Origin of the sequence: Salinivibrio sp. MA440, from assembly GCF_001996265.1 — a bacterium.
GTDB classification, from domain to species: Bacteria; Pseudomonadota; Gammaproteobacteria; order Enterobacterales; family Vibrionaceae; genus Salinivibrio; species Salinivibrio costicola.
Map to the genome: position 1 here is coordinate 21,182 of NZ_MUFI01000013.1, position 23,541 is coordinate 44,722.

Consider the following 23,541-nt stretch of genomic DNA (forward strand, 5'->3'; position numbering starts at 1 on the left):
TTACGCGTTTTCGGCTTGTTTGCGTTGCAGTGCGGCTTGTACGTCCGTTTGATTGGCGAGGTAGTCATCTAAGCCACGCTGACGCAAGTGGCAGGCTGGACATTCACCACAGCCAGTGCCTTTAATCCCGTTATAACAGGTTAGGGTGTGGTCGCGCACAAAATCGAGGGCGTGATACTGGTCGGCCAGTGCCCAGGTCTCGGCTTTATTCAGCCACATCAGCGGCGTCACTAATGCGAGTTGTCTATCCATGCCTTGCTCAAGGGCTTGCTGCATCGATTGAATAAAATCGTTGCGACAATCTGGGTAGCCAGAAAAGTCGGTTTCGCAGACACCGGTGATCACTGCCTCAGCGCCAATTTGATAGGCGTAGATGCCGGCCAAAGTCAAAAACAAGATATTCCGTCCCGGCACAAAAGAATTGGGCAGGCCGTTTTCGTTCAGCGCGTTAGAAACGGGAATGTTGTCGCGTGTGAGCGAGCTAATCGCTAATTCGTTGAGCAAGCCAACATCTAATACCTTGTGCGCACTGACTTTGCGGTTTGCAGCAATCTCACGGGCAACGTCAATTTCTTGCTTGTGACGCTGGTTATAGTCGAAAGTGAGGCAATGCACTTCGTCGTACTCTGCCTGCGCTTGAATCAAACAGGTGGTTGAGTCCTGTCCTCCGCTAAATACCACAACGGCTTTTTTCATCGGTTTGTCCTCTGGCGGTGCTGCTCACCCAGTGTTACACAGAGCACGGATGGTACCCCTGTGTGGTATCGACAGCAAGCCAGATGCGATGATCTGAGTGTTGCGTTATCACAAACAAAATCCCTGTTCCTGTGAGCATCAAGTGCTACAGTAACGGTATTTAGATGTCACGATTGATCGAGCGATGAAAGTAGAACGAGTAACTACCTCATTAAATGTGGATGATTATGAGTTAACGCAGAGCCGTCTTGCTATCTTAGAAGGGATCGCGCGTGGCGAGCGCGCCATTACCGAAGAGAAGCTCTTGAGTCACCATGATGCCAAAGAACAAATGTCCAAATGGCTCAGCGGCTGACTGCGCGTCAGGCAACGCGCAGTGCTCGTCTCTATGCTTACTATTTCACCACAAAGGCTTTTAACCCTTCGAGCGTTTCAGCTGGGATAGGACAGCTTTTACCGGTTTTAAAATCGCAATAGACAATCAAAGCCTCGCCTTCGGCCACACAGCGTTCTTGATTGTGACTGTAGATTTCATACTTCATCGCATAGCGCTTTTCTTGAATATCCTCCACCCAAGCCACGGTGGTGATGGTATCTGGATACACCAAAGGGGCGCGATAATCGCAGCGCGTCGAGCCAACCACCGGGCCAACATGCAGTCGTTTAGCTAGCTCGAACACTTCCAGTTTTTCAAGCATCACCACGCGCACATCTTCAAAATAGCGAAAGTACACGGTGTTATTGATGTGTTGCAGGGCGTCCATGTCGTTCCAAACAATCGCCTGCGTATGAGAGAGTGGGTAGTTTTCTACTGGGATATTTGCCACAAGACAATCCTCCTTTATTGTGTGCCTTGATTGCACACCAAGCACAATGACAAGACAAGCTGGGCAAGTGTAAATACGGAGCTTGGTCTAACAATTGCGTAACAAAATGAATAAAGTGGCAAAGCAGGGAGCAAAGCGTGTGGCTATAATCGACTAATGTGGCAGCAGCCAGATTCTGGTATGATACGCCCCCTTTTTGGCCGTGCTTGGGCGCGGCTTTGTTTACTTTTGCTGTGGATACGACTTTGACTGATACCGCTTTTTCCTCGCTCGCGTTACCTGCTGATTTACTCGATAACTTAGCGACGCTGGGTTACACCGAAATGACACCGATTCAGGCGCAGAGCTTGCCGTCTGTGCTCGATGGTAAAGACATTATTGCTCAAGCAAAGACAGGTTCAGGGAAAACAGCGGCGTTTAGCCTTGGCGTGTTAGCCAAACTGAACGTGAAGCGCTTTCGCGTACAATCCTTGGTGCTGTGTCCAACCCGTGAGTTGGCCGAGCAAGTCGCTGAGGAGATGCGCAAGTTGGCGCGTGGCCGCCATAATGTCAAAGTACTGACGCTGTGTGGCGGGGTATCGATTGGCCCGCAAATTGGCTCACTGGAGCATGGTGCACACATTATTGTCGGCACTCCAGGGCGTGTCGACGATCATTTACGCAAGGGCACCTTGCGCCTTGATGATGTTGAGACCTTGGTGTTAGATGAAGCCGATCAGATGCTGGATATGGGCTTCCAAGATACCTTGGATGCTATCATTGCGCGTGTTCCCGCTCATCGCCAAACCTTATTATTCAGCGCCACCTTCCCGCGCTCGATCAATGCTATTGCCCAGCGAGTGCTGAGCCACCCTGTCTCCGTTAAAGTGGATGAGGTGCAAACGCAAAGTACAATCTCGCAACACGTCTATAAAGTTGATGACAACACGCAGCGTTACCAAGCGTTAAAGCTACTGTTATTGCACTTTCAGCCGCAAAGTTGTGTGGTGTTCTGTACGACCAAAGTCCAAACACAACAAGTGTGCGATAACTTAGAAAACGATGGTTTTAGCGCCGTTGCCTTGCATGGCGATATTGAACAGCGTGGCCGTGAGCGCACCTTGGTAAAATTTGCCAACAAAAGTGCCTCGGTGCTGGTGGCCACTGATGTCGCCGCGCGAGGCTTAGACATTGATGACATGGATATGGTGATCAACTATCAACTCGCCCACGATCCGCAAACTCACGTGCACCGCGTCGGCCGTACCGGGCGCGCAGGCAAAAAAGGGGTAGCGTGTTCGTTGTATAACGATGCTGAGCACTATAAGTTGGCGATGATTGGCGATCAATATGACCGCGATTTTCTCCCCGAAGCCCTGCCGCCGCAGCATTTGCTCGACACTACGCCTTATCAGCCTGAGATGGCAACCTTGATGATTGACTCAGGTAAAAAACAAAAAGTACGCGCGGGCGATATTTTAGGCGCACTAACCGGTCAAGATGGTATTGACGGTAAACAGGTGGGTAAAATCAATGTGCTCGATAATGTGGCGTTTATTGCAGTGTCGCAATCCTGCGTTAAAGCCGCGTTGCGTAAGCTGAATGATGGAAAAGTGAAAGGCCGCACCATTCGCGCCCGCCGGGTTTGATCTTTACCGTAAGCTATAGATTAGCTTGCTAAGCTGCTAAATTAACCTACTCTATTTCAATCGCTTAATTGAAGAGGTACGCACGACACCGTTTTTCGTGTCGCGCGTATTTACACGGAGTGGAAAATGAAAAAGTATTTTGAGAATTTAGCAAAAGCCTTGCTCGGCCAGCCGTTTGGTAGCCTGAGTTCAGGTGAGAAAAAAGTCATTGAAAGCATTGCCAATAATACGTCTGTCTCTGAAAACGTTAACAAGTCCTTTCACGAAAGTCTGACACCCGGGCAAATGGTGGCGGATAAAATTGCCTCATTTGGTGGTTCTTGGTCGTTTATCGGACTTTTCTTCGCTTTCATTATTGGCTGGATTGTCGTGAATACGGTTTGGTTGGTGGGGGACACTTCTTTTGATCCTTATCCATTTATTTTGCTTAACCTAGGATTGTCCAGTCTGGCGGCTTTCCAAGCGCCTATCATCATGATGTCGCAAAACCGCCAAGCGGCAAAAGATAGGATGGAGCAAAAAGCCACCTACGAAATCAACCTAAAACTCGAGCTCGAGCTAATGCGCCTGCACGACAAGTTTGATGCCCTGCAGGCGCGAATAGATAGAGATACGGACTAGCGTGTTGACACTTTGTTGTGAGTTTTATTAATCGTTTGGCTCAAATGTCGAAGGCGCCATGCAACGGGCGCGCCGGCTACACCGAGTGACAAGATTAATATCGCCCCGGCGCTTGCCCGATCTACACGAAATTTATGTTTCGGTGGTGCCATTGGCGACGATGCCACAAGGCGTTAATATTTAACGTCGATGATTCCATTGGCGTAGGTGACACAAGCCCCAGCACGATGATGGGTATGTGCACATTGTCAACGGGCGCCTGTCACAATCGGTGCCAAATTTGACATCGAGGTTAATCTTTGGCTTTGATGTTGGATGGCGCGCGGCCCATATCGTGATAATGATTGGCATTGTGCTGGCGCTTATACCGACCTACGCCTGGTTTCTATATCGGTGGTGCCATCGGCGACGATTGCTCGTTCCCACGCTCCTGCGTGGGAATGCATACAATGACAAAATTTATACATTGATGGTGCCATTGGCGTAGGTGACACAAGCCCCGGGACATTGTTGGATAAGTGCACATTGTCAACGGGCGCCTGTCACGATCGGTGCCAAATTTGACATCGAGGTTAATCTTTGGCTTTGATGTCGGATGGCGCGCGGCCCACATCGTGATAATGATTGGCATTGTGCTGGCGCTTATGCCGACCTACGCCTGGTTTATATATCGGTGGTGCCATTGGCGACGATTACACAAGCCCCGGCTCGAGGATGGATATGTGCAAATTGCCAACGGGCGCGCCGGCTGCACCGAGTGACAAGTTTAATATCGTCCCAGCGCTTATGCCGACCTACGCCTGATCTATATATTAACGCGCCTGTTTATCCAACGTCTGTATAGACGATGGCGCGTTACCCCAACAAAGTCTGCAAATCATGGGTCGCTTGGTCGAGCGCCCCAATGTGCTCGCGTACCCAATCAGGGTTGTAATAGGTGTCTAGGTAGCGCTCGCCGCTGTCACATAGTAAGGTGACGATAGAGCCTTTCTCGCCGTTGGCGCGCATTTCATTCGCCAGCATCAAGACGCCGTACAGGTTAGTACCCGTGGACGCACCGGCTTTGCGGCCAAGCTGGCTTTCTAGCCAGTGAATGGTGGCGATACTGTGAGTGTCCGGCACTGTGGTCATTCTATCAATCACGCCGGGAATAAAGCTGGGCTCGACACGTGGCCGTCCAATCCCTTCAATCCGACTGCTCTCATCCGTCGTTAAGTTTTTATCGCCGGTGAGGAAGTAATCGTGAAATACCGAGTGCTCAGCATCGGCCACCATCAGTTGAGTGGGTTGGCAGCGATAGCGAATGTAGCGGCCAATGGTCGCCGAGGTACCGCCGGTGCCTGGGCTCATCACAATCCAGCGAGGGATCGGAAAGCGCTCGTACTGCATTTGCTCAAAAATACGGTTGGCAATGTTGTTATTGCTACGCCAGTCCGTTGCTCGCTCGGCATAGGTAAACTGATCCATGTAATGGCCATTGAGCTCTTTAGCAAGGCGGCGAGACTCGGCATAGATTTGGTCTGACCGCTCGACAAAGTGCGCTTCACCGCCATAAAAACGAATTTGCTCAATCTTCTTACACGCAGTGTTTTTGGGCACCACAGCAATAAACCGTAAGCCAAGTAGGCGAGCAAAATACGCTTCGGAAATGGCAGTACTGCCTGATGAGCTTTCAATGATGGTGGTGTGTTCATCAATCCAACCATTACATAAGCCGTACAAAAACAAAGAGCGCGCCAAGCGATGCTTTAGGCTACCGGTTGGATGGGTACTTTCGTCTTTCAGATAGATATCGATATCCGCGAAGCTAGGGAGGTCGAGCTTGATTAAATGGGTATCTGCAGAGCGTTTAAAGTCCGCTTCAATGAGGCGAATCGCGTTACCGACCCAAGTATGGCAAGGATGTGGGGTTGTCATCATGCGTCTCCGAATACGTGATTAGTACCAGTTTACGCAAAGCGCAGGATAAAAACCTTGCTATTTTTGCTCTATAATGACGCCAAAAGAGAAAAATAAACTCCTACATAACACTTGATGGAAATGATTTTTTATGACTATCACTTTAGATGAGATAGATCGCACTTTACTCGCAGCGCTACAGGAAGATGCCAACTGGTCTGTGGCCGCGCTGGCCGAACGGGTGAATTTAACCACGACTCCCTGTTGGAAGCGGCTGAAACGGCTGGAATCACAAGGGGTGATCCGCGGGCGGGTAGCATTGCTTGACCCGGAAACCGTTGGCCTAGCCTTTACCGCCTTCGTCCACATCAAAACCAATGACCACAGTGAGCAGTGGTACAAAACCTTTACCGAGGTGGTGACTGAGTTTCCTGAGGTGATGGAATTCTATCGCATGGCAGGTGAGTACGATTACATGATGAAGGTGCAGGTGGCTGATATGACTCGATTTGATCATTTTTATAAAAAGCTGGTCAATTCTGTGCCAAGTCTGAATAATGTGACATCAACGTTCGCAATGGAAGCACTTAAATACACCACCGCCCTACCGATCGGATAGGTCAGATAAATAATAAAAGGCGGGGAGAATAAGGAGCCCTCATGAAGGTGTTTTGGCAGTTAGGCTGGTTTTTTAAACGTGAATGGCGTCGCTATGTCGGCGCCATGATTATTTTGGTATTTGTCTCTGTCTTCGAGCTGATCCCACCGATGGCCGTGGGCCATGTGGTCGACGGCGTGGTTGCGGGGGATATTTCTACGCAAACACTGTTATGGCTATTAGCGGGCATGCTGGCTATCTGGGGGGTGGTGTATCTGCTGCGCATTGTTTGGCGAGTGTGGCTTTTCGGTGCGGCGGCGGAGCTTGGCTCTGTGCTGCGTAATCGGCTTTATGATCACTTTACTCGCCAATCTCCGCATTTTTTCCGTCGCTATCCGAGTGGCGATATCATGGCGCGATCCACTAATGATGTGAAAGCGGTGGTGATGACCGCCGGAGAGGGAGTCCTGACCGCGGGTGATTCCATTATCACAGGTGCGGCGGTATTGATTGTGATGGTCAGCCAAATCAGTTGGCAACTAACGATTTTAGCGCTGTTGCCGATGCCGGTGATGGCCTTTTTAGTCAATCGGTTTGGGCGCCGTTTACATCATACCTTCACCGAGTCACAAGCGGCGTTTTCTGAGCTGTCAGAGGTGAGTCAGTCCTCACTGTCTGCGGTTAGAATGGTACGTGCCTTTGGTCTAGAGCAGCACCAAATGAATCAGTTCGACCAGGTTGCGGATCGTACCGGGGAGAAAAACCTCGCCGTAGCGCGGGTCGATGCGCTGTTTTCGCCGGTGATTCAAGGCACCATTGGCGCGTCGTTTTTCTTTACCGTTTCCGGTGGTGGCTATTTGGTTGCTAACGGTGAGATTTCGTTAGGCGATCTGACGGCGTTTACCTTGTACCAAGGTTTGATGATTTGGCCGATGCTCGCGATCGCCTGGCTGTTCAATATTATCGAACGGGGCCGAGCGGCGTGGACCCGTATTGATGCGCTGATGCAAGAGCAGCCAGACATTGTTGGTGGTGACACTCCGCTGCCTGACACCATGCAGCCGTTGACGCTGGCCATTGAGCAGTTTAAGTGGCAACCGGATGACAGTTTTGCCCTCAAAGATATCCATGTGATCCTCCCGCCTGGGGCAATGCTGGGGATTGCGGGCCCGGTTGGCAGTGGCAAATCCACCTTGTTACAACTTCTATTGCATCTGACTACGTTGGAAAAAGGCGATATTCGTTATGGTGATGTATCGATTGCGAACGCTGATTTGTCGTCGTGGCGACAACGTTTTGCGGTGGTGACGCAAACACCGTTTTTGTTCTCGCGCTCGATTGCGGAAAACATCGCCCTCGGTCGCCCCGACGCAACTCAAACGGAGATTGAACACGCGGCCCATTTGGCTTGTATTGACGAGGATATTCGTCAGTTGCCGCAGGGCTATCAAACGGCTGTTGGAGAAAAGGGGATTACTCTGTCCGGTGGTCAAAAGCAGCGCATTTCGATTGCTCGCGCATTATTGGTGGGTGCCGAGTGCTTGATTTTGGATGATGCCTTGTCGGCGGTTGATGGTGACACCGAACATCGGATTTTGCAGAATCTACAACAGCATCAACAAACGCGTACCACGATCGTGATTGCTCACCGCTTATCGGCCTTGGAAAGCGCCGACGAAATCGTGGTGCTTAGTCATGGCCAAATACGCGAGCGCGGTCAGCATCGTCAATTGATTCAACAGCCAGGATGGTATCAAGAAATGCATCAATACCAGCAGCTGGAAGCGGCACTGGATGCCGATGAGGAGCCGCGCAATGACTAAGCGAGAGATTTTATATCGGCTATTAAGCTATATGCGTCGCGATCGTCGCCAGTTTGTGATTGCCGCCATTTTCTTATTGGTAGCCGCGGTGGCGGAAGTAACCGGCCCTTATTTGGTGCAAATCTTTCTTGATAGCTATGTTGCCAAAGACCATTATCCGGCGATGATCATGTGGGCGCTTGCGGTGGGGTACATTGTATCCACCATTGTTTCGGCCGGCTTCCAGTATCAGTACGAGTTACGCTTTAACACCATGGCGGTGGCGATTATTCAGCGGATTCGAAAAACCGTGTTTGCCAACGTTATCAAACAGCCGTTATCCGCGTTTGACTATGTGCCGATGGGGCGGATTGTCTCGCGCTTAACCAATGATACCGAATCCTTGAAAGAGCTGTATGTGTCGGTGCTTTCGACTTTTTTACGCAACATCGCCTTGATTAGCGTGATGCTGGTGGCGATGCTGATGCTCAGTATTGAACTGACGCTAGTCGTGCTGGTGTTATTGCCCTGTGTCATCTTGGTAATGGTACGGTATCAAAAACGCTCAGCGCCCGCCTATCGCCGAGCGCGAGACCGACTTGCTGATATCAACGGGGTGATGAACGAGTCGGTACAGGGCATGAATCTTATCCAATTGATGCAGCAAGAGCAGGCGTTTTCTTCCCGCTTTCAAACGATGACCGCGGATCACTTGGATGCCATGGTCACCATTCAGCGCCTTAACGGGATCTATCTCCGTCCCTTGATTGATTTGCTCTCCGGTGCCGCCTTGCTGTCCTTAGTGGCAATTTTCGGCGTCAGTGGAATGGAAGTGATTGGCGTCGGGGTGCTCTATGCTTTTTTGAGTTACCTGGGTCGAATCACTGAGCCGCTGATTGAGATGATGCAACAATTATCACTGCTTCAGCAGGCGATTTCAGCGGGGGAGCGATTGTTTGAAATGATGGATACGCCGCCTGAGCAATATGGTCATGACAGTACACCGATTCCTGACGGTGCCATTGCACTGCGTGATATATCCTTCTCTTATGATGGCGAAACGCCGGTATTGTCAGAGGTGAATGTCAATGTACCTGCTGGCGGCTTTCTGGCGTTGGTCGGTCATACGGGGAGCGGTAAATCAACCTTAGCGTCATTACTCATGGGGTTTTATCGCCCAGGAGAAGGCACGTTAACGCTGGGTGGTTTGCCGATTGAAACCTTAAGCCATCAAAGTTTGCGCGAGGGCGTGGCGATGGTGCAACAAGATCCGCACATGTTAACCGGCAGCTTAAAAGAAAATATCGCGCTGGGACAGACACTGGACGATGCTGTGATTTGGCATGCATTAGAGCAAGTAGCATTGGCAGAGTACGTGAAAGGCTTACCTGCTGGTTTAGAGACTCCATTGGGCGAGGGGGGGATGACGTTCTCAGCTGGGCAACGTCAGCTATTGGCTCTAGCGCGGGTGTTAGTCCGTCAGCCTAAAATATTGATCCTTGATGAAGCCACCGCCAATATCGATTCCGGTACCGAAGAGCTTGTTCAGCAAGCATTAAGTAGGTTACGTCAGCAGATGACAGTGGTAGTGATTGCGCACCGTTTATCGACTATTGCCGAGGCCGATAACATCTTGGTTTTGCATCGCGGCCGCGTGATTGAGCAAGGGCGTCATCAAAGCCTGCTACGCCAGCAAGGGCGTTACTGGCAGATGTACCAGCTTCAGCAAGCCAGCGCTCACTTGGCGGCGCTTGAGGAAGAAGCGCAGGCTTAGTCGTGTCATAGGTAAGAAAATTAAAAAGGGGCTCAGGCCCCTTGTTTGCAGCGAATAGCGTCGCTGAGCGCTAGGAGAGCTTACGCATTAACCCTTCTTGAGTAGCAGAAGCCACTAGGTCACCTTGTTGGTTAAAAAGCTCTCCGCGAACAAATCCACGTGCACCACTGGCGGAGGGGCTTTCAATCGCAAACAACAGCCACTCATCCATTCTAAACGGGCGGTGGAACCACATAGAGTGATCAATAGTAGCCACTTTCATGCCTGGGGTCAGTAATGTTACCCCGTGAGGTTGTAGCGCAGTGACCAAAAACCCCCAATCCGCCGCGTAGCCCAGCAAGTATTGGTGGACATGGTAGTCATCGCCGACTTCACCGTTAGCACGGATCCAGAGATATTGCTTCGCTGGGGCCGGTTCTGGCTTCAGTGGATTGATCACAGTCGCAGGGCGAACTTCTATTGGTTTATCACTGCCAAACGCTTTGACAACATTGGCGGGTAGTTTATGGGCAATATCTGCGACCAGTGATTGCTCCGAGCGCAAAGTTTCCGGAGCGGGCACGTCTGTCGGCATTGAGTTTTGATGCTCGAAACTTTCCTCTTCCTCTTGATACGATGCGGTAAGATAGAAAATCGGTTTGCCGTACTGTACGGCTTTTATTCGCCGAGTACTGAAACTTTTTCCATCTCTGAGTATCTCAACATCATAGATGATCGGTTGTTCCGGGTCGCCTGGACGCAGGAAGTAGCTGTGAAATGAGTGCAAAAAGCGATCGGCTTCGATGGATGTTTTCGCGGCAGAGAGCGCTTGACCAATCACTTGCCCGCCATACACTTGTGGCAGTCCAAGATTCTCACTTTGGCCGCGATATAGGCCGGTGTCTAATCGCTCAAGCTGCAGCAGTTGTAAGAGTTCTGTCAGTGGTTGGCTCATAAGTCCTTGATTCATGCTATGCTTCCATTGTTATTGTTCAAGCTATCATAACCTTAGCGTTTTTGCCGCATTCAAACGCGTTTCGGTGAGGATTCTTTAATGAAGAAACTAACGTTTCTGTTGTTCGCCTTATTTACTGCTCTAGTGTTTACCGCTTGCTCTGGTAATAGCCAACCCAATGATTTAGCGAATATTTCTGGTACTTTGGTCTATCGTGAGCGCCTTGCTTTACCCGAGACTGCCAGTGTCACTGTGCGTTTGGTAGAAATAAAAAAAATGGACTCGCCGGGTAAAGTGATTAGCCGACAGTCTTTTGTGACTGAAGGTCAGCAAGTGCCCCTCCATTTCGCGCTAAATTACGATCCAAGCCAAATTTCTGCTTCTCATGATTATGTGATCACCGCGCAAATTGATGTCAGTGAACGCCCGTTATTTATCACCAATACGGTTAATAAAGTGATCACGGATACGAATCACACCTATGATCCAACCATTACGCTGGTACGATCCGACAACTAGTCGCTACACTGGGAATCATGACCACAGCACAAGGAGTGTGCATGCGGATTTCCTCATTAGTTTGGCCCGCAATCGTGCTAGCGATTGCTATTGCTGCGAGTATCAGTGCCGGCGATGCCTTACATGGGCTAGCGATCATGGCGCCTGCGTTGTTTTTCTTCTACCCAGACAAATTGGCGAGTTGGTTATTGCTGTTGGGAATGGCGGCCTTGGCCCTTTCTTTACCGCAGTTACCTGCTTTGCTTGCGGCAAGTACTTTGCTGATCTTGCCAGCGTTATCTTTATGGTTTAATCCTGACCGACATCCCCATGTTAAGTGGTTACTTGGGTCTGTGATGCTCGCTATTTTCGCAGGGATAATGGCTTTGCAGTCGGAAGCAAAATTAGGCGGGGCTCCCTGGTTTTTGGCTCTTCAACTTGCGGCGTTATGCGGGTTATGGCTATCGATGCAATATTGGCCGGGCTACCAACCACCTCGCCGTGGCGCTTGGCTAGTGCTTCCCATTCTGGCCGCGGCGGTTGGGTGGCCATCCGCGCTGTGGAGCGTGGCAGTGGTTGCGATGATTGGGCTGTTACAGTGGGTGGCGCTTACACCGCGTTTAGCCGCTTCACGTCACCCTGCGATGCACATTTTGCCGTGCGTGCCGTTTTTAGTTATTGCTTGGCGTGTTCCCTATCAATTAACGATGTCGTTACTGGTGGCGTGGGCCACTATGCTGGCGGCTATCTGGGTAGGTGAGTATTTACTCTTGGAAGACTCAGACGATGATTAAGTGATAATTGCTTATAAGATCAACAGTTAATCGGTAAGAAAACGAATCCTCCTTGCATTGCATCCAGCCTTGCCACATAATGCCCCGCAGTTAAGCAAGCTTAACGACATATCGATGGAGGCCTCCTTGGTTCTCCCGCAACACTATCTTGTGTACTGGGTCAGGTCCGGAAGGAAGCAGCCCGCGCTTGGGACGTGTGTGCCGGGATGTAGCTGGGGAGGTCTCCGCCCTTTCTGCTCCCCCCTAAAATCACATGCTTCTCGAACAATACACCATCATTTTCCTGTGAATTCCACCGCCTATTTACACAACAAACTGATATGTGCACAACCAACTGATTTTTTGGGATGATATGAGAGTCTGTCTTCTATTATCGTCTGTTGACACCTGGGTGACACAGCCTGGCATGACTCGACTATGATCATTAAATATACAGGCAGCAGTGGGCCCAATGGAGGCGTGACGTGGTGATAAGGCGAATGTGGGTGGCATGGATAGCTATCTTGGTGAGTAGCCAAGTGATGGCGAGCGATCTACAAACGCAGCTTAAGGGGTTTTACGATGAAGCGTGGCAAGCAGGGACCCTGATGGTCGCTCAGCCGGCTTTAAACGCTTATCCTCAAGCGCTTTTAGTGAGCCAGGCACAATATCCAGATTTTGAACATTTTGATTGGCAAGATCTGAGCGCTCTCTACCAGGTCGTTCAAACCTGCCAACCTAATCCGCGCATTGTGGTACCAAGGCTGTTAGTTGCTCAGCGCTTCGAGCTTGCGCTTTGTCGAGAACAGCCTTTACCGGTTGAATGGTTTGAAAAAAATCCGCTGCTTCATCCTGCTGGGGGGAGTTACGCCGAGCGTTATTTAAGCCATTACGCAATAAAGACACCACCGCCTGAACTGGTAGAGCGTGTGACTCTCGCCAATAAAAATCACCCTTTGCATGACGCACTGGCCGCGCTTAGTCAGTCAGGGCGTGATGCCTTGCTTAACGGTTACCGTGCCTATTTGGATGGAGACCGTCTGTGGTTAAATGGGGAAGAAGGGTGGAAAGCGTTACCTCGCACACAATGGATGTCGATCGCCGATAATTATCGTTTGAGCCTATCGACCCACTCAACGGGCTGTGACTACCGATATGGTAATATTTGTAATCAGTTACATCCCGCTTATCGAGGCGTCATGATTGCTATTTTGGTGGCTATTTTTGGGGCGCTAGTGCTGGGATTAGCGCGCAGTGTTTATGATAGGTACCAACAGCGGCGCGAGCGCCAGTTTATCCTCCAGTTACTCACCCATGAACTGCGAACACCCATTGCCAGTTTGGGTCTGACGGTTGAGATGTTGCGCAATCAATTCGATAAGCTGGATGACTGTACGCAAGATGTGTTGTGGCGTTTATTGGCCGACCATCAACGGCTCAACCAACTGACGGAAACCAGCAAGGGATATTTAAGTACCGATAAAAGCGAGCAGTTTAAAACGCAAACAGCCTCGTTATCCGAGTGGTTAGATAACGTGTGTGACTGCTATGACATTGACTACACGTTAAACCAAGATAAGACATTAACATTGCCTTTCTACTGGCTCTCTATTTGTTTGAAAAATCTGATACAAAATGCGCATCAACACGGTGGCAATAAAGTTTGGATCCGAGTACATGTCGGCAAGCGAATTCGAGTGTGTGTCTATGATGATGGTGCTTTTCCTTCATGGGGGCAACGCGTTTGGCGCCGCTGTAAAGCACCAAAGTCTGAGCACAATATGGGGATTGGATTATTTTTAGTCGCGCGGTTAATGCGGCAAATGGGGGGTAAACTTTTGATTAGACGTCATCCTACTTGCTGCATGTTGGAGTTACCCCAATGAGCCATTTGCTATTGATTGAAGATGACACCTTGTTGGGTGAGGGCCTACGTCAATTTTTTGAGAGCCACGGTTTCCAATGTACTTGGTTAGTTGATAGCCACAAGGTAGAGAAGCACTGGTATCACGCCGATCTCGTTATCTTAGACCGGCAACTGACCGACGGTGATAGCTTGATTCAGCTTCCTCACTGGCTTTCCTTAAAAGCGCTCCCTGTTATTGTACTGACCGCGAAAATTGAAGTAGAACAACGAGTTGAAGGGCTCATGGCAGGAGCAAAAGACTATGTGGTTAAACCTTTTTCACATCAAGAGTTGCTCGCGCGAATTTATGCCCAGCTTCGACCTTTGGGCGAGAGCCAGCTTTTGTATGGACCGATCAAGGTTGAGCCGGGATCGCGGAATGTTTATTGGCAGAATGAATCCGTGATGTTGAAACCGAAAGAATTTGACCTGTTATTATTGTTAATACAAAACCCAGGGCGAGTTTTTCATCGTGAAGAATTACTCAACAAGATTTGGGGTTATCAAGCGTTTCCCACCACTCGTACTGTGGATAATCATGTGTTGCGGTTACGACAAAAATTGCCCGATTTAGCAATAGAGACGCATCGTGGCGTGGGCTATAGATTGGTGATGCTATGACACGATGGGGACGCTTGCTGGTTCTCGGATTCGCGATGCTAAGCGTAAAAGTAAACGCTGAGCAAGCCTGGTTTGGTGATACGCCCATGCAACAGATCTACCAGGCATTAGCCGCCGACCGACCTACTGTTGCTTGGCAGGAGCTTATTTTTGCACTATCGCAAGAACAGATTGCTACCCAGCATTGGGCCGCGCTCAAACATGCGATCATCAATCAAACAGATTGTGGTCAACGCCTAACTGAGCCGAATGGAAAGGATATTCCACAAGGGCTTACCATTTCTTTTGTGCGACGCGCGGGAGCATCAAGCCTAGGTTATGAAATCAAACTATCGGCTGAGCATGTATCGCGTGCAACTTTGGTTACGCTCACTGATCCCAATGGTCAGACGGTGATCAGTGAAATATTAGGCGCTCAAACTGGATTTCAAGAACTTGAATCAGGACAACTTTTTACCCAAGTAGATCCAGGTGTTTACGAACTGCGTTTAGGTGGGCAGCACTACAGCTTGGTCGTTTACGGATTACCGCGGCGCCCTTGGGTGAAACTAATCGGCCATCCAGATCAACAATTAACGGTGGATTTGCCTAACACGCCAACCAGTTGCGCGCCGGCAGCCGCTTATTGGCTATGGCTAGATGATGCGTACCGATGGATCGAGCAAACGCCAATTTATGTGACAAGTAGCGCGGAAAACACACCGAGCCCGGTGAAGGTCTCGCTTCCCGTTAAACGTCCCGCTAAATCGGAACACTTGAGCGCGATCGTGACGCATTTTGAGTACCAAGGCGCTATCAAAGTGAATTACGTCGAACGGCTAGCTTTGCCTTTACCAGAAACACCTTACACCGCTGAATCAGTTAACGCCAGGCGAGTTAAATGACGCTAGGCGAGCGATCTATCAAACGTGTTTAAAGGCGAGAGACATAAAAAAATAGCCCGACAAAGCGGGCTATTTTTACGTTATCGAACAGGTGATTAGTTCAAGTATGCGTTGAACATCCACAGTAATTTTTCTTGTTCGCGGATGTAATCGCTCATTAGTGCTGATGTGCCTTCGTCGTCAGCTTCACCAGCAAGGCTCATAATGTCACGTTGTAGGCTAATTAATACACTAAACCCGTCAACAATGGCGCGTAGACCGGCTTGACCGTTCGCCTCTGGTGCATGCTCTTTGATTTCACTGATTTTCAAATATTCACTGAAGCGGTGTTCAGCGGTACCACCAATAGTAAGAATGCGCTCGGCTACTTCATCGATCTTAGTTTGCAGATCGGTATAGATCTCTTCGAATTTTACGTGTAGCTCAAAGAAGTCGCCGCCTTTGATGTTCCAGTGAAAACCACGCACATTGGTGTACAGCACTTGGTAGTTTGCTAATAGCGTATCTAGGCGAGCTGCTAAATCTGCAGCTTTGGTGCTGTCCAATCCGATCAATGCTGATTGTTTACTCATCTAATGCCTCCTTAGTGGCAAAATCAATGTGTTAAATCGTCGCGCTATCGCGAAAATTCAACACTGGAAACTGTGTTGTTTCGATTGATGAAAATAGAATAACGTCCCGAATTAAAAAAGGAAAATAGAGTTAACCTATATACCTGATAGGTTAAGCCTATGATGTGATCGATGTACCGTCATGAACAATAAAATGCTCAGGAAGACGCTCGAGACCTGCGATTAACGCTTGTAGGCAGCGCGCGTCGATTGCCGTGCCAGTTTCTTCTTTCATGATGGATAAGGCTTTGTTCATTGGGATAGGGCCACGATAGGGACGCTCAGCAGTGATAGCATCAAAAATATCTGCGGTGGTAATAATGCGAGTGAGCAGGGAAATGTCATCGCCCTGCATGCCGTCTGGATACCCTGAGCCATCGAGCTTTTCATGATGGGCGCTAGCGAACTTGGCGAGGTGATCGAATTGGTGGATTTTCGATAAGATGGTTTTACTCAGTGCAGCATGGCGTTTAACGTGCTCCCATTCCTCGTCATCCAGTTTTCCCGGCTTATCGAGCACATTATTGCTTACGCCGAGTTTGCCAATATCGTGCAGTAACGCGCCACGCTTTAGCCATTTTTTATCATGTTCACTGATGTTTAACTCGTCAGCAATTAAGCTAGCGTATACGGAGACACGTTCACTGTGACCCGAGGTGAAAGGGCTTTTGGCATCAACAATACGCCCAAAGGCAGCTGCAATGTCATCCATATAATCATCATCGACCCAAATGCATGTGTTGGCAGGCGTCATCGACAGGACTTCTTCTTTTAATGTGGGGCTATCCAGTTGCTGCCAAAATTGCGGTTCGTGAGCCAGCTGTAAAAAGGTATCGACGAGGTCGGGGTCAAACCAAGTGCCGCGACGGTTTTTCAGCTCGCGGAGTGCGGCGTCGACACCGGACTCGGTTCGGAATACATCAATGACTTGCGTCATCAATGCGATGCGCGAAAACAAGGGGATCTGATCGGCCTTTAACTGATCAGGACGCCCACCACCATCATAGTGTTCATCCAGCGCGTAGATGGCTTCAGCAACGCTTTCACTAAAACGTAAATCGCGTGCGACATCGGCACCACGGGTACATCGCGTTTCGATCAGCTCTTGCGCATACATGTCGCCATGACGAATGATATCGAGTGTGGTCGAGAGCTTCTGCATAAACCCACGCTTTACGCCGGTATTTTTTAGTACGAAATTCAGTACGCTGGATAAGCTACCGTCCACTACCTTGTAGCTTTGTTTAAATGCTAAATCATTGGTGAGGTACAGTTCGCAGATCCGTGCCGCATTGCTGCTGCAGCCCGCATCTTTTAGCAGCAACGTATAGAAAAGATCATGACGTTGTTGATCATCGAGCGCTAAGGCGTCAGCGAGTTTCATTCCTAACCACGTGCAGCGCATACAATGTTCGGGTGGCTGTCCTTCAGTCATATCGAGCGCCGTACTCAAGGCTAGGATTAGCTCTGACAACTTTAACGAAGTCACGTCATTTATATGGGGTTGCATCTTATTTTCTCATCCACTTTATTGGTCCATTACGCGTTGGTGGTGAAGGTCTACTTTTAATGTGTGAGACCGCGAACGGTTGCCGACACTTCTTCTGCACCTGCGTGAATATCACTCATCACGTTATCGGCTGCGGTGACTTTTTCTTGCCCCATGGTTGATTGTTCAGTGACTCTTTCCATTGCCTCACTCACCCCTTTGATCAGTTGTAGGTTTTCATCGACGACATCGGCAATTTCTGTGGTGGACTTGCTGGTGCGTTGTGATAAACCTCGAACTTCGTCGGCAACAACCGCGAATCCACGGCCTTGATCACCCGCGCGCGCTGCTTCTATCGCTGCATTGAGTGCGAGCAAGTTAGTTTGTTCGGCGATTTGTTTGATCGTGGTGACGATGTTTTCAATGCTCTGTGCATGCTCACTGAGCTGATTTACCTGATTAGCGGCTTCGACAGCTTGGTCGGTGACGTTTTGCGATAGCTGAACGGCTTCTTGTAGTAAGGCGCTACCGTTTTCACTATGCTTGAGTGTTTGTTCTGATGATGCTTGAGCAAGCTCTGCCGCCTGATTAACGGCTTGATTTTTCTTCACTGTATCAGTGATTGCAGTCGCGAACTTGATCACGCGATAGACTTTACCATTGACATCAAAAACGGGGTTATACGTTGCTTCGAGCCAAACTTCATTACCATGTTTATCACGACGCAAGTATTGGCCAGACGTGAATTGGCCGCTGGCTAGTGATGCCCAGAAGTTTGGGTTATCTTCATAAAACGCGTGATCACAAAATATCTCATGATGCTGGCCTGCAATTTCTCGTGCTTGGTAGCCCACCGCGGCCAGGAAATTATCATTTGCACGAACAATTGTGCCGTCAGGTTCAAATTCAATCACCGCCAATGAACGATCGATAGCAGCCAGAATAGATTGTTGTCGTAAGCTCTCTTTGTGCTGTTTAGTGACATCCGCTGCCAATTTTCGAACGCTGACTACTTTGCCGCTGGTATCTTTGATCGGTACATAAGTCGCTTCCATCCAAATTTCTTGTCCATGCTGATGGCGGCGACGAAATATGCCTTTCTGTGGTTTACCTTGCGCGAGTGATTGCCAAAATTGTTGGTAACTTGGGTCATTAACGGTTTCTTCGAAACAAACCGCGCGGTGATGCTGGCCGATAACCTCATCACGACCGTAACCAATAATACTTAGGAGTTTATCGTTTACACTAGTAATGGTGCCGTCAGGCGAGAAGGTAATAGTCGCAATATGTGTATTGATGGCATCGAGCTCAGCTTGGAGTGCGGCTTTTTCCGTTTGGCAGGTATCCAATTCTCGCTGTGTCTTTTTGAACATGACAGCAAACTTCCTTCTGTTCATTGGTTAGGTATGAGCGTATTCAACTTGTTGTGCAAAAAGTTTACGCACATGTGCTTATTATAGAGTGCAACGTTTGTTGCGTTTGATCTTTTCTCTCATGTCATCATGGAATCTAGCGTAGCCTGTGATTTTTGCTGTTTTGAGTCATGTTTAGAAACACAATAATTATGTGTATCTATGCGTCGCCGTGCTTCCTTTTCCCTGCGTTCTTACGTATTCTTTGTGATTAAGATCATGTTCACATATCAGCCTGTGTAACATTTTCATAAAGCATCCTTACAGTTTGTAACTAAAGTCCTTTTCTATTTTCAATAATTTCTGAAAATTCCAAATTTTCATTGATCCCACGCAAAGAAACTCCGTATTATCCCTCAGACGCATTGTGAGGGAGATCAAAATGGAGTTGTCACAAGAATTACGCAACGTCGTGATGCACTTTGGTGAGATGGGAAGCCGTTGGGGCTTTAATCGCTCAGTCGGTGAAATGCTAGCGCTGATTGTGCTAAGCGAACATCCTTTAAGCGCTGACGACATTGTGTCTGCACTCAACATTTCTCGCGGCAACGTCAGTATGGCAACCAAAGAGTTGCAAGGCTGGAATTTAATCCGTTCACAGCGTACCCCCGGAGATAGAAAGGATTACTTCGTGCCCAATGGCACTATCTGGGAGTTGGCGCAGCAGGTGCTTGCTGAAAGGAAAAAGCGAGAAGTCGACCCCACCTTATCGATGTTGCGTTCACATTTTATGCGAAGCGAAGACGACGCAGACAGTCACGCGGTGACGCAGTTACATGAGATCCACGATCTTTTGGAGCTGTTCAACCATTGGTTTGATGATGTGCAGCAAATGAAACCTGAACATCTGAAAAATTTGATGAAGCTGGGTAGCAGTGTCGGTCGGCTTCTTGAGCTGTCGGGCAAGTTGTTTCACAGCAAGTCCAACGAAGAATCGGGTAAGTAACGTCCTGAGGGTAATGTCATGTTAGATACATTAATGTTGTCGCGAATGCAGTTTGCGGCCAACATCAGCTTCCATATTCTTTTTCCCACCATCACGATTGCACTCGGATGGATGCTGGTGTTTTTCAAATTCAGACACAATCGCACGGGTGAGCAAATTTGGCTCGACACCTATTATTTCTGGGTCAAAGTGTTTGCGCTGACCTTTGCGCTTGGGGTGGTCTCTGGTATCACCATGAGTTTTCAGTTTGGCACCAATTGGCCGGGCTTCATGGAAAAAGTGGGCAACATTGCGGGTCCTTTATTGGGCTATGAGGTGATGACGGCGTTTTTCATGGAAGCGACCTTCCTCGGTGTGATGTTATTCGGTAAAAACCGGGTGCCTAACTGGGTGCATACGCTGGCAACTTTGCTGGTGGCGATTGGTACCACGATTTCTGCTTTTTGGATCCTGGTACTCAATAGCTGGATGCACACACCAACCGGCTTTGAGATCATTGAAGGGGTGGTCCACCCAACCAGCTGGTTCGAGGTTATTTTTAACCCATCAATGCCGTATCGCTTAAGCCATATGCTATTAGCGTCAGGGCTGACCGCGTCTTTCTTAATTGCCGGTATTTCCGCCTATCAGAAATTGAAATCACCCACGTCCGGTGTGTCAGACAAGCCACTGAAAGTGGGGATTACGGCGGCCGCTATTTTGATCCCACTGCAAATCTTTATCGGCGACATGCACGGGTTAAACACCCTAGAACATCAACCGCAGAAAATTGCGGCGATGGAAGGGGTCTGGGAGACCGAGCAAGGCGCGCCATTACTGCTTTTTGCGGTACCTAACGAACAAACACGTTCAAACGACTATGAAATCGGTATTCCGAATCTGGCCAGTTTGATTCTGACTCACAAACTCGATGGTGAAATCAAAGGCTTGGAAAGCTTTGAGTATCATCCACCGGTGAAACCACTCTTCTTTGGTTTTCGAATCATGGTAGGCGTAGGTGTGCTCATGTTGCTGGTGAGCTGGTACACCGCGTACCGTGTATGGCGAAACCAGCCAATGCCTAAGTGGCATCTGATGGGGCTTGTGGCGATGACCTTCTCAGGCTGGGTCGCTACCTTATCGGGATGGTATGTCACTGAGATTGGTCGTCAGCCTTGGCTTGTTCAAGGTGTATTGAAGACGGCGGATGCGGTGACGACAGTCGCCAGTTCTAATGTAGGGATTTCATTAACCATCTATCTCACCCTCTATGCCGTGTTGATGGTGGCCTACATTCGAACCCTGTTCTTCTTGGCGAAAAAACGTTTGCCAGAGTATCAATCTGACGACGCAAACACCGCGCAGTCAACTAAAGAGGTGAACGTATGACCATCACACCACATTTACCTGAAATCTATCTATTGCTCTTTGGGTTTACGGTATTTATGTATGCCGTATTAGATGGCTACGATCTCGGGGTTGGCATGTTGCTCCCGAGCTGTAACCAAGCACAGCGCGATCGCATGATTGCATCGATTGGCCCTTTTTGGGATGCCAACGAAACGTGGTTAGTGTTGGCGGTTGGTATTTTGTTGATTGCATTCCCAACCGCACATAGCTTGATTTTGACTGAGCTATACTTGCCGACCTCAGTGATGTTAGCGGGATTAATCTTGCGCGGGGTCTCCTTCGATTTCCGTGCCAAGGTGCGGCCTGAACGCAAAGATCTCTGGGATCGTTGCTTTAAAGCCGGCTCTTTTATTGCAGCGATGACCCAAGGCTACATGATAGGCCGTTATGTGTTGGCATTTGATGAAAGCATCGGGGCGTACTTGTTTGCCTTATTAAGTGGCCTTTGTGTGACCGCAGCTTACATCTATATCGGCGGAACCTGGCTGGTGATGAAGACTGAAGGCGATTTACAAAAGCGAGCGGCTAAATGGTCGCGTCGTGGTGGTTGGTTAGCCGCGCTAGGCGTCTTAGCCATTAGCATTGTGAACCCACTGGTAAGTGAAACGGTTGCCGCGCGTTGGTTTGGCTTCCCTGAGATCTTGCTGCTCGCCCCCGTTCCATTAGTGTGTCTGGCGATTATGGTGCTGGTCGACCGATATTTACGCCATGTACCGGTTGAAAATGACGTGGGATACCAATTCCCATTCATTGGCGCGATATTCTTGTTCGCATTAAGCTTTTTTGGCTTGGCCTATAGTTTCTTTCCGGACATCGTCCCAGGAGTAATGACAGCACAAGAGGCAGCGAGTGCACCAGGTACCTTATTGATTGTGGGTTATGGTGCCATGTTTGTGTTGCCGATGATCTTCTTGTACACCGTGTTTGTCTATCGTGTGTTCTCCGGTAAAGCAACGGATCTTAACTACGAGTAATCTCTCTCACCGTTAGCCGTTTAACTGTTTTATGAGCGCCCAGTCCATCTTGTGATGGCCTGGGCGCTTTTTTATCCCTACATATTTGTCATTAACGCGGAAAAAGATAGTCACCCTAAACATTGGCTGCGTTAAATATTACATCTCGCTGGATTAGCCCTCCTTTCTATCAAGCAAAGACTTGATTTTTTCTGAGACCATTACGWTAGAGCTTGGTGCTCGATTCCATTTTTGTCTTATTTTATCTGATGATCGGCGATATGAGCGGATTTTCGTTATTTTTTTACGCTTTTTAGCGTTTTTGATGATGATGTCGCTGGTAATGAGTCAGGCTAAATCATAGCGCTTCTCTTGTTTATGACCCTTAATAATCGCTTGTGATAGTTGTATTTTCGGTCATTTATTGAGCGATTTGGTGATAAATACTGCTATCAGCACAAACAATTAGGTGACAAAAGAGTGAAGTTAAAATTGACTTAAATCATTGTTTTTGCTTTATCTAGCTGTTTTTTCGTGGGGTGGGGTGTAGCGAATTGGTTAAAAATAATGTTTGAGATCTAATGATTAGCGTGTAAGATTATCTTTAACTAATCGTTCAATTAAAAAAACGAATGGAGACGTAATGCCTAAGGTAGGGATGCCGGAAGTACGGAAACCGCAGCTGGTTAAGGCCACGATGACGGTCATCGGTCGAGTAGGGCTGCATGCAGCCACGATTTCTTTGATCAGTAAGGAAGCCGGCGTATCAACAGGCATTATTAACCACTATTTTGGTGGTAAGCATGGCTTGCTAGAAGAAACCATGCGCGTGGTTCTACGTGAGCTATCGGCAACGGTGATTAGCGCATTGCGCGAAACCCCACGCCACCACCATCAGGCGCGCATCAACGCGATCATTAACGCCAACTTTGAAGGGTTTCAGGCCAAATCTGATGTGGTTAAAACGTGGTTAGCGTTCTGGTCGTATGCCATGCATGACGATGAATTATACCGTTTACAACGCGTGAACGAAAAGCGCCTACTGTCGCATTTGCGCATTGAGCTACGTGCATTATTGCCGCTTGATCAGGCGGTGATGGTCGCTCAGGGGATTGCGGCGTTGATCGATGGTATTTGGTTGCGCGGTGCATTGAACCCTAAAGGTATTGATGCCAACAACGCTCGGACCATCATCAATGATTATTTGGATAAGCAATTGACCTTTTATGGTCGTCCTCAGAGCTAAGGCCGCAAACGCCTGACATATACACTCGAACACA

21 protein-coding genes, 1 other RNA gene and 2 pseudogenes are annotated in these 23,541 nt (G+C 48.9%); 16 read left to right on the forward strand and 8 right to left on the reverse strand.

Translation table 11 applies throughout. The features are described from left to right. Nucleotides 1-696, reverse strand: coding sequence for a 7-cyano-7-deazaguanine synthase QueC (gene queC / locus BZG80_RS05985; protein ID WP_021024560.1), 696 nt, complete (start codon nt 694-696; stop codon nt 1-3). A gap of 211 nt (nt 697-907) precedes the next feature. On the opposite strand from queC, the pseudogene BZG80_RS15870 reads away from it, so the two are divergent. Further along, a pseudogene (locus tag BZG80_RS15870) lies at nt 908-1,051 on the forward strand (type II toxin-antitoxin system Phd/YefM family antitoxin); the annotation flags it as partial. Nucleotides 1,052-1,091: 40 nt separating this feature from the next. On the opposite strand, the gene BZG80_RS05990 reads toward BZG80_RS15870, so the two are convergent. After that, nucleotides 1,092-1,523 carry an acyl-CoA thioesterase gene (locus BZG80_RS05990; RefSeq protein ID WP_241833867.1) on the reverse strand — a complete coding sequence of 144 codons (432 nt, stop codon included), beginning with the start codon at nt 1,521-1,523 and terminating at the stop codon, nt 1,092-1,094. 245 nt (nt 1,524-1,768) lie between these two features. Here BZG80_RS05990 and dbpA point away from each other — a divergent pair, with 245 nt between their 5' ends. Both dbpA and BZG80_RS06000 read left to right on the forward strand, forming a co-directional pair. Beyond that, the gene (gene dbpA, locus BZG80_RS05995) at nt 1,769-3,151 is read left to right on the forward strand and encodes an ATP-dependent RNA helicase DbpA (protein WP_077678968.1); all 1,383 of its coding nucleotides are present in this window, start codon (nt 1,769-1,771) and stop codon (nt 3,149-3,151) included. Between the two features lie 126 nt (nt 3,152-3,277). Continuing rightward, nucleotides 3,278-3,772, forward strand: coding sequence for a DUF1003 domain-containing protein (locus tag BZG80_RS06000; protein ID WP_021024566.1), 495 nt, complete (start codon nt 3,278-3,280; stop codon nt 3,770-3,772). A gap of 855 nt (nt 3,773-4,627) precedes the next feature. Here BZG80_RS06000 and BZG80_RS06005 read toward each other — a convergent pair. Beyond that, nucleotides 4,628-5,692: a PLP-dependent cysteine synthase family protein gene (locus BZG80_RS06005; RefSeq protein ID WP_108743233.1), complete on the reverse strand. Its 1,065-nt coding sequence runs from the start codon at nt 5,690-5,692 to the stop codon at nt 4,628-4,630. Between the two features lie 130 nt (nt 5,693-5,822). Here BZG80_RS06005 and BZG80_RS06010 point away from each other — a divergent pair, with 130 nt between their 5' ends. The 3 genes from BZG80_RS06010 to BZG80_RS06020 are packed head-to-tail and all read left to right on the forward strand — an operon-like array spanning nt 5,823 to nt 9,845. Continuing rightward, nucleotides 5,823-6,290, forward strand: coding sequence for an Lrp/AsnC family transcriptional regulator (locus tag BZG80_RS06010; RefSeq protein ID WP_077678952.1), 468 nt, complete (start codon nt 5,823-5,825; stop codon nt 6,288-6,290). A 41-nt stretch (nt 6,291-6,331) separates the two neighbouring features. Further along, a complete protein-coding gene (locus BZG80_RS06015) occupies nt 6,332-8,092 on the forward strand; it encodes an ABC transporter transmembrane domain-containing protein (RefSeq protein WP_077678953.1) in 1,761 nt (586 codons plus the stop codon). After that, complete coding sequence (locus BZG80_RS06020) at nt 8,085-9,845, forward strand: ABC transporter transmembrane domain-containing protein (RefSeq protein ID WP_077678954.1); 1,761 nt, start codon at nt 8,085-8,087, stop codon at nt 9,843-9,845. Before BZG80_RS06015 ends, BZG80_RS06020 begins: the two co-directional genes overlap by 8 nt. Before the next feature lie 70 nt (nt 9,846-9,915). Here BZG80_RS06020 and tesB read toward each other — a convergent pair whose 3' ends face one another. Then, on the reverse strand, nt 9,916-10,779 hold the full coding sequence (gene tesB / locus BZG80_RS06025) for an acyl-CoA thioesterase II (protein ID WP_077676862.1): 864 nt from the start codon (nt 10,777-10,779) through the stop codon (nt 9,916-9,918). Nucleotides 10,780-10,878: 99 nt separating this feature from the next. Between tesB and BZG80_RS06030 the strand changes: the two genes are divergently transcribed. From BZG80_RS06030 to BZG80_RS06055, 6 genes are all read left to right on the forward strand, one after another. Continuing rightward, nucleotides 10,879-11,298 carry a YbaY family lipoprotein gene (locus BZG80_RS06030; RefSeq protein WP_021023827.1) on the forward strand — a complete coding sequence of 140 codons (420 nt, stop codon included), beginning with the start codon at nt 10,879-10,881 and terminating at the stop codon, nt 11,296-11,298. Nucleotides 11,299-11,339: 41 nt separating this feature from the next. After that, nucleotides 11,340-12,071: a hypothetical protein gene (locus BZG80_RS06035; RefSeq protein ID WP_077678955.1), complete on the forward strand. Its 732-nt coding sequence runs from the start codon at nt 11,340-11,342 to the stop codon at nt 12,069-12,071. Nucleotides 12,072-12,195: 124 nt separating this feature from the next. Beyond that, nucleotides 12,196-12,292, forward strand: an RNA gene (gene ffs, locus BZG80_RS06040) — signal recognition particle sRNA small type. 264 nt (nt 12,293-12,556) lie between these two features. After that, nucleotides 12,557-13,936 (forward strand): ATP-binding protein, encoded by a 1,380-nt coding sequence (locus tag BZG80_RS06045; RefSeq protein ID WP_241833868.1) that lies wholly within the window; start codon nt 12,557-12,559, stop codon nt 13,934-13,936. Beyond that, a complete protein-coding gene (locus BZG80_RS06050) occupies nt 13,933-14,577 on the forward strand; it encodes a response regulator transcription factor (protein WP_077678957.1) in 645 nt (214 codons plus the stop codon). Before BZG80_RS06045 ends, BZG80_RS06050 begins: the two co-directional genes overlap by 4 nt. Beyond that, the gene (locus BZG80_RS06055; protein ID WP_077678958.1) at nt 14,574-15,461 is read left to right on the forward strand and encodes a DUF2861 family protein; all 888 of its coding nucleotides are present in this window, start codon (nt 14,574-14,576) and stop codon (nt 15,459-15,461) included. The genes BZG80_RS06050 and BZG80_RS06055 overlap by 4 nt, the downstream gene beginning before the upstream one ends. 95 nt (nt 15,462-15,556) lie before the next feature. Here the strand turns inward: BZG80_RS06055 and BZG80_RS06060 are convergent, their stop codons facing one another. The 4 genes and pseudogenes from BZG80_RS06060 to BZG80_RS16270 all read right to left on the reverse strand — a co-directional run. Beyond that, on the reverse strand, nt 15,557-16,033 hold the full coding sequence (locus BZG80_RS06060; protein ID WP_021023831.1) for a Dps family protein: 477 nt from the start codon (nt 16,031-16,033) through the stop codon (nt 15,557-15,559). A gap of 157 nt (nt 16,034-16,190) precedes the next feature. After that, on the reverse strand, nt 16,191-17,582 hold the full coding sequence (locus BZG80_RS06065; RefSeq protein WP_077678959.1) for an HD-GYP domain-containing protein: 1,392 nt from the start codon (nt 17,580-17,582) through the stop codon (nt 16,191-16,193). 56 nt (nt 17,583-17,638) lie between these two features. Beyond that, on the reverse strand, nt 17,639-18,172 hold the full coding sequence (locus BZG80_RS16265) for a methyl-accepting chemotaxis protein (protein WP_269087428.1): 534 nt from the start codon (nt 18,170-18,172) through the stop codon (nt 17,639-17,641). Beyond that, nucleotides 18,167-18,958, reverse strand: a pseudogene (locus BZG80_RS16270) (PAS domain-containing protein); the annotation flags it as partial. The pseudogene BZG80_RS16270 and the gene BZG80_RS16265, both read right to left, overlap by 6 nt. 397 nt (nt 18,959-19,355) lie before the next feature. Here BZG80_RS16270 and BZG80_RS06075 point away from each other — a divergent pair. The 4 genes from BZG80_RS06075 (at nt 19,356) to betI (ending at nt 23,507) form a co-directional block, all read left to right on the forward strand. After that, a complete protein-coding gene (locus BZG80_RS06075) occupies nt 19,356-19,919 on the forward strand; it encodes a GbsR/MarR family transcriptional regulator (protein ID WP_021022513.1) in 564 nt (187 codons plus the stop codon). Nucleotides 19,920-19,937: 18 nt separating this feature from the next. Next, complete coding sequence (locus BZG80_RS06080) at nt 19,938-21,287, forward strand: cytochrome ubiquinol oxidase subunit I (protein ID WP_021022512.1); 1,350 nt, start codon at nt 19,938-19,940, stop codon at nt 21,285-21,287. Further along, nucleotides 21,284-22,282, forward strand: a complete 999-nt coding sequence (gene cydB / locus BZG80_RS06085; protein ID WP_021022511.1) for a cytochrome d ubiquinol oxidase subunit II — start codon at nt 21,284-21,286, stop codon at nt 22,280-22,282. The genes BZG80_RS06080 and cydB overlap by 4 nt, the downstream gene beginning before the upstream one ends. A 622-nt stretch (nt 22,283-22,904) precedes the next feature. Continuing rightward, a complete protein-coding gene (gene betI, locus BZG80_RS06090) occupies nt 22,905-23,507 on the forward strand; it encodes a transcriptional regulator BetI (protein ID WP_021022510.1) in 603 nt (200 codons plus the stop codon). The last annotated feature ends 34 nt before the right edge of the window (nt 23,508-23,541 follow it).